The 5,549-nt window shown below is 50.1% G+C and carries 7 protein-coding genes and 1 pseudogene; all 8 read left to right on the top strand.

Annotated elements, in window-relative coordinates; all coding sequences use genetic code 11:
- Nucleotides 1–164: 164 nt before the first annotated feature.
- Nucleotides 165–521: pseudogene (locus tag PSI17_RS15685) on the top strand (HK97 family phage prohead protease); the annotation flags it as partial.
- 2 nt (nucleotides 522–523) lie between these two features.
- Entirely contained in the window at nucleotides 524–1,741 is a 1,218-nt protein-coding gene (locus PSI17_RS15680; RefSeq protein WP_273552862.1) for a phage portal protein, read from the top strand.
- On the top strand, nucleotides 1,738–2,076 hold the full coding sequence (locus PSI17_RS15675; RefSeq protein ID WP_273552861.1) for a phage head closure protein: 339 nt from the start codon (nucleotides 1,738–1,740) through the stop codon (nucleotides 2,074–2,076). The genes PSI17_RS15680 and PSI17_RS15675 overlap by 4 nt, the downstream gene beginning before the upstream one ends.
- Nucleotides 2,069–2,365, top strand: coding sequence for a head-tail connector protein (locus tag PSI17_RS15670; RefSeq protein WP_273552860.1), 297 nt, complete (start codon nucleotides 2,069–2,071; stop codon nucleotides 2,363–2,365). The genes PSI17_RS15675 and PSI17_RS15670 overlap by 8 nt, the downstream gene beginning before the upstream one ends.
- Nucleotides 2,365–2,799, top strand: coding sequence for an HNH endonuclease signature motif containing protein (locus tag PSI17_RS15665; RefSeq protein WP_273552859.1), 435 nt, complete (start codon nucleotides 2,365–2,367; stop codon nucleotides 2,797–2,799). The genes PSI17_RS15670 and PSI17_RS15665 overlap by 1 nt, the downstream gene beginning before the upstream one ends.
- Before the next feature lie 125 nt (nucleotides 2,800–2,924).
- The gene (locus PSI17_RS15660; RefSeq protein ID WP_273552858.1) at nucleotides 2,925–3,278 is read left to right on the top strand and encodes a phage terminase small subunit P27 family; all 354 of its coding nucleotides are present in this window, start codon (nucleotides 2,925–2,927) and stop codon (nucleotides 3,276–3,278) included.
- Nucleotides 3,275–4,936 (top strand): terminase large subunit, encoded by a 1,662-nt coding sequence (locus tag PSI17_RS15655; RefSeq protein ID WP_273552857.1) that lies wholly within the window; start codon nucleotides 3,275–3,277, stop codon nucleotides 4,934–4,936. Before PSI17_RS15660 ends, PSI17_RS15655 begins: the two co-directional genes overlap by 4 nt.
- Before the next feature lie 279 nt (nucleotides 4,937–5,215).
- The gene (locus PSI17_RS15650; protein WP_273552856.1) at nucleotides 5,216–5,446 is read left to right on the top strand and encodes a helix-turn-helix domain-containing protein; all 231 of its coding nucleotides are present in this window, start codon (nucleotides 5,216–5,218) and stop codon (nucleotides 5,444–5,446) included.
- Nucleotides 5,447–5,549: the final 103 nt, after the last annotated feature.

The following is a 5,549-nucleotide window of genomic DNA, read 5'->3' as shown; positions in this document are numbered from 1 at the left end:
GCGAGGCTGAGGTGTTGTGGGCCGGGATGGTGAAACAAGGGAGCCAGACGAGTATGGAGTGAGAGCAGTTCTTGTTCCCAGGCATTGGTCGGTGAGTGCATAGTACACCTCCCGTATTTTCAGGAAAAAATGTCATGGGCTATCATGCCACAAAGGGGCGTACGACTGTAGTATTAGGCCGCACTGCATCGGGCACGTTGCAACTTAGCGAAGATGCCACTGGATTACGCTTCGAATTAACCCCACCGGATACCCAATTAGGCAGCGATGTATTAACGCTGGTTGAACGCGGGGATATCTCCGGCATGTCTTTCGGGTTCAGGGCGATTAAAGACCAGTGGGATATTGGTCAGGAACCGTATGTCAGAACCGTCTTGGAGGCTGAATTACGGGAAATCACCATCACCAGTCTGCCCGCCTACCCTGAGAGCGGCGTAGAGATTGCCAAGCGTTCGCTGAATACCATTAAACCCAGCGACACTGACTTGCGTCATTACTGGCTGCAATTGTCTGAGGTGTAACTATGTGGACGTTTAAGCGCAAAGCACCTGAAACCCGTAGTATGACGATGGAGGAGTTTCTTTTTCTGGCAGGCGTATCTAACACTAAATCGGGGGAGCATGTTTCACCCTCCACAGCGGAAGGTTTACCCGCCGTGATGAATGCCGTCACGGTGATTAGTGAAGCCGTTGCATCCATGCCTTGCTACCTCTATCGGGTTCAACACCAGAACAGCAAAGAGTCCCGCGAATGGCTCAGTGATCACCCGGTGGATTACTTGCTCAATGAGTGCCCGAATGACTGCCAGACCCCGTACCAGTTCAAGCGAACTTTGATGCGTCATTGCCTGCTGAATGGTAATGCGTATGCAGTGATTATCTGGGGGCGGGATGGTCAGCCACAGTCATTGCATCCTTATCCTCCGTCAGCGGTTGTACCGCAACGGTTATCGGATCACCGGTTCGCGTACACCATCACCGAACCCTATAGCGGCAAGGTAAAAACCTATTTACAGGAAGAAGTCCTGCACCTGCGCTATGCCACCGAAGATGGCTTTTTGGGGCGTTCTCCTGTCACCATTTGCCGCGAAACCTTGGGCTTGGGGCTGGCACAACAACGCCACGGTGCCAGCATTATGAAAGACGGCATGATGGCGGCGGGGGTGATTAAATCCGCTGACTGGCTGGATGGCACAAAAGGAGCAAAGGCACTGGAAGCCCTCGAACGCTACAAGGGTGCCCGCAATGCAGGGAAAACGCCTATTCTTGAGGGCGGGATGGAATACCAACAATTGGGGATGAGTAACCAAGATGCGGAGTGGCTGGCTTCCCGCCGTTTCACCATTGACGATATCGCCCGGATGTTCAACGTCAGCCCGATCTTTCTGCAAGAGTATTCGAACAGCACCTACAGCAACTTTAGCGAGGCGTCGCGTGCTTTTCTGACTATCACCATGCGCCCGTGGCTTGCCAACTTTGAGCAACAAATCAAATCGGCCTTGCTGATGGCCTCACCGAAACGGGGGATACGTTATCAGGTGGAGTTTGATACGGCCGACTTGCTGCGCGCCAATCCACGGGAACGCTTCCAGAGTTATGAGACAGCGATTAAGTCGGGGGTGATGTCACCGAATGAAGCCCGTGAACGGGAGGGCTTATCACCCCGTGAAGGGGGTGATGAATTCAGCCAGGCATGGAAGCAAACCGTCGAAATCAAGCAACCACCGGAGGGCAAGGCATGAGGGCAGGCAGATTGAGACACCGGATCACCCTTCAGAAAAACGAATCAAGCCGCTCGCCGATGGGGTCGGTGATAAACAAATGGGTGGATGTTGCCGACGTTTGGGCAGAAGTACAGCCGATTAGCGGGCGGGAACTGGTCGCATCCGGTGCTGTACTATCCGAAGCCACGGTGCGTATCTGGCTGCGTTACCGTGATGATATCACGACAACAAATCGCATTATCTATCAAGGCGCCAGCACCCACGGCAAGACCTTTGCCATCGTTGCCGTTATTCCTGAACCGAAACATACCCGCTTAGAACTGCTTTGCAAGGGGGGCGTGAAATATGCCTGATATTCCCCTGAGTGAAATCAAACAACACTGCCGGATTGATGAAAGCGATGCCCTTGATGATGCGTTATTAATGGCTTACGCCGAAGCCGCGCTGGAAGTCTGTCAGCAACATATCGGCAAGCGGTTTGATAATGGCTTGGTTTTCACGTCATCAATCAAAGTCGGCTGTCTGCTTTATATCGGCCTCCTGTATGAAAATCGGGAAATGGCAACAGATATTGAGCTTAAAGAAGTCCCGTTCACCATTAAATCATTGTGGTCTGTCTATCGTGATGTGGGAGTCTACTGATGCCGTGGCAGCCCTTAAAGCGATGTAGCTACCCACACTGCCGCGAGCGGGTGAAATCAGGCCGCTGCGAGCAACATCAGCGGGAAACCAGACGCCAGCAGGATAAGCAACGGGGCACTCGTACCCAACGCGGCTACAGTAATCAATGGGGACGCTATCGGCTTCACTACCTGAAAGCTAGCCCGTTATGTGTGATTTGCCTGAAAACCAATATCTATACCCCAGCTACCATTGTGGATCACATTGTCCCGATACTGGGTGATACTGATGTGCTGTTCTGGCCTGCATCCAATCATCAAGCGTTATGCCAGACCTGCCATAACCGTAAGACCGTACAGACCGATCCCATCACCAAAGCAAAGCGCAAGCAGGGGATTTATCGGCAACAGGAAACCGAAGCGGCAAGATATCGTGACTGGTTAACAAAAGAATAATAACAAAACGAAATAACGGGGTGGGGGTATCAAAAATGACAAATGTCCCTCCCAGCGGAACCGCCCCCTCCTCAAATTTTTATACACGGTACTTTTTTTGAAAATAAAACGACAAGGAAAAAATCATGGCAAGAGCGCCAAAACCCCCAACCTACCTTAATGATATCGCTGCCAGTCAATGGAAGGCCAAAGGTAAAGTTTTAAGTGAGCGGGAAGACCTGAACGCCGCTGACTGGAACAACTTAGAACTCTATTGCGCGAACTATGCCATTTACCGAAAAGCCGTGGCAGACCTTGATATCAGGGGCTTTAGTATTGTGAACAGTCAGGGCAGCGAGAGCCGTAACCCGTCACTGAGTGCCAAAGCAGATGCCGAAAAAATCATGATAAAAATGTCGTCGTTGCTGGGTTTTGATCCGGTATCACGGCGTAAAAATCCGGTGGAAACCGAAGAAGAAGACGAGCTGGATCGCCTATGAACGCATGGGAGCAGTACGCGTTTGATATCGAAAATGGTAAAATTCCGGCCTGTAAACGCGTAAAACAGGCCGTGAAACGCTACTATAACGACCTGAATAACCCGCTTTATATGTTTGATTCTGAGATTGTGGCGCGTTTTATTGCCTTTTCCCGTGTCTGTCCGCATGTCAAAGGCCATTTGCGCGGTAAACCCATCATCCTTGAACCGTGGCAGCAGTTCGCCTTTGCCAATCTGTTCGGCTTCAAATTGAAAGCAACCGGACATCGAAAATACCGCAGTGCTTATATTCAGGTGCCGCGCAAAAATGCCAAATCCACCGTTGCCGCGATACTGGCTAACTGGTTTCTGGTGATGGAACAAGGCCAGCAGGATATTTACACCGCCGCCGTGAGTCGGGATCAGGCACGTATCGTGTTTGATGATGCCCGCCAGATGAGCCTGTTATCCAAGCCCTTGAAAAAACGGGTCGCTATCCAGCAACACAAAGTCACCTATCCCAAAACTAACAGTTTATTAAAACCATTGGCAGCCAAAGCCGCCACGATTGAAGGTACAAACCCCAGTTTAGCAATTGTCGATGAATATCATTTACACCCTGATAACGCGGTTTACTCTGCCCTTGAGCTGGGGATGGGTGCCCGTCCCGAAGGTATCCTGTTTGCCATTACCACAGCGGGCAGTAACGTGATTTCGGCCTGTAAGCAGTATTATGATTATTGCTGTCAGATACTGGACGGGGAAGAACAGAATGAATCGCTGTTTGCCCTAATCTACGAACTGGACGACGAGAACGAGATTGATGATGAGCAGCTTTGGATTAAGGCTAATCCCAATCTGGATGTATCGGTAGACAGCGCCGCCTTGCATGACACCATCCAGAAAGCGCGGGGCATTCCCTCCCAATGGACGGAGATGCTAACCAAACGCTTTAATATCTGGTGTCAGGGTGAAACGCCTTGGATGGGTGAAGGCGCTTGGAAAGCCTGTCAGACGGATTATGAAGAAAATGACCTCAAAGGGCTGGAGTGTTACGCTGGACTGGATTTATCTTCAACAGGCGATATCACCAGTATTTGTTACACGTTTCCCGTGGATAACGAACTGTTATTACTGACCCGCCATTATCTACCCGAAGCCCAATTGCAGAACCCCGCCAATAAAAATCGGGCTGTCTATCGCCAATGGGCACAAGCAGGCTGGATACGTACCACCGCAGGCGACTGCATTGATTATGACCGTATCCGTGATGATATTCTCAACGATAGTCAGCAGTTTGATATTAAGCTGGTGGGTTTTGACACATGGAACGCTACCCATTTACGCACGCAATTACAAGGCGCAGGGCTGGATGTTGAGCCGTTCCCGCAAACCTATATGCGCTTTAGTCCCGTGGCTAAATCGGCTGAGGTGTTCGTTAATCGTAAGGTCATTCGTCACAACGGCGATCCGGTGCTTTCGTGGGCGATGTCTAATGTGGTGATGGAAACTGACGCGAACGCGAATATCAAACCGAACAAAAAGAAATCCGCTAACAAGATTGACCCTGCAATTGCGTTCCTGATGAGTTTTGGCACATGGCAGATTGAGCATGAAGAGTTTGCGTTTAGCTTAAGTGAAGAGCAGCAAGAGCGCCTTAACATGTTCAATGGGATATAACGTAAAAAGTTAAGCTGTTTTACTGGTTCACTTATTGAATTTGATAAACCAATTCATTAAAGTAGCCCCGCCATCGGCAAAATCCGGTGGTAAGGTTTCGCAGCCTTGTAATGAACTATCCACTGGTAGGATATCTCTACCAGTGTGTCTGCTATCACCCTTTCAATGGTGGTTCAGGCAGGGGAGGCTTCGGCCTCGCCGGTTGATAGTTCCCGGTACTGCGAACCCTGTTTGAATCACCACCATCAATTTTATCAATTAATGGAAAGGGTAGCAGGAATGAATAACGTTAGAAATGACTGGCATCAAGCCGATATAATTGCTGCATTACGTAAGCGTGGCACAACCTTAGCGGCTGTTTCTCGTGAAGCAGGGCTCAGTTCATCAACCCTGGCAAATACTCTCAGTAGGCCGTGGCCTAAAGGTGAATGGATAATCGCGAACTATCTCGGCATACATCCCTCTGAAATTTGGCCTAGTACTACAGTCGTACGCCCCATTGTGGCATGATAGCCCATGACATTTTTTCCTGAAAATACGGGAGGTGTTCAATGCACTCACCGACCAATGCCTGGGAACAGGAACTGCTCTCACTTCATACCCATCTGGCTCC

The sequence above is a fragment of the Xenorhabdus sp. IM139775 genome (assembly GCF_028598745.1).
In the GTDB taxonomy this organism is placed as follows: Bacteria; Pseudomonadota; Gammaproteobacteria; order Enterobacterales; family Enterobacteriaceae; genus Xenorhabdus.
Note: the sequence above shows the minus strand (reverse complement) of the source record. Positions and strands in the feature narration are given on the sequence as shown.

Excerpts from the sequence above, each read along its gene's own strand:
- PSI17_RS15680 (WP_273552862.1), top strand. The coding sequence starts at position 524 with ATGTGGACGTTTAAGCGCAAAGCACCTGAAACCCGTAGTATGACGATG.
- PSI17_RS15655 (WP_273552857.1), top strand. The coding sequence starts at position 3,275 with ATGAACGCATGGGAGCAGTACGCGTTTGATATCGAAAATGGTAAAATT.
- PSI17_RS15665 (WP_273552859.1), top strand. The coding sequence starts at position 2,365 with ATGCCGTGGCAGCCCTTAAAGCGATGTAGCTACCCACACTGCCGCGAG.
- PSI17_RS15650 (WP_273552856.1), top strand. The coding sequence starts at position 5,216 with ATGAATAACGTTAGAAATGACTGGCATCAAGCCGATATAATTGCTGCA.
- PSI17_RS15660 (WP_273552858.1), top strand. The coding sequence starts at position 2,925 with ATGGCAAGAGCGCCAAAACCCCCAACCTACCTTAATGATATCGCTGCC.
- PSI17_RS15670 (WP_273552860.1), top strand. The coding sequence starts at position 2,069 with ATGCCTGATATTCCCCTGAGTGAAATCAAACAACACTGCCGGATTGAT.
- PSI17_RS15675 (WP_273552861.1), top strand. The coding sequence starts at position 1,738 with ATGAGGGCAGGCAGATTGAGACACCGGATCACCCTTCAGAAAAACGAA.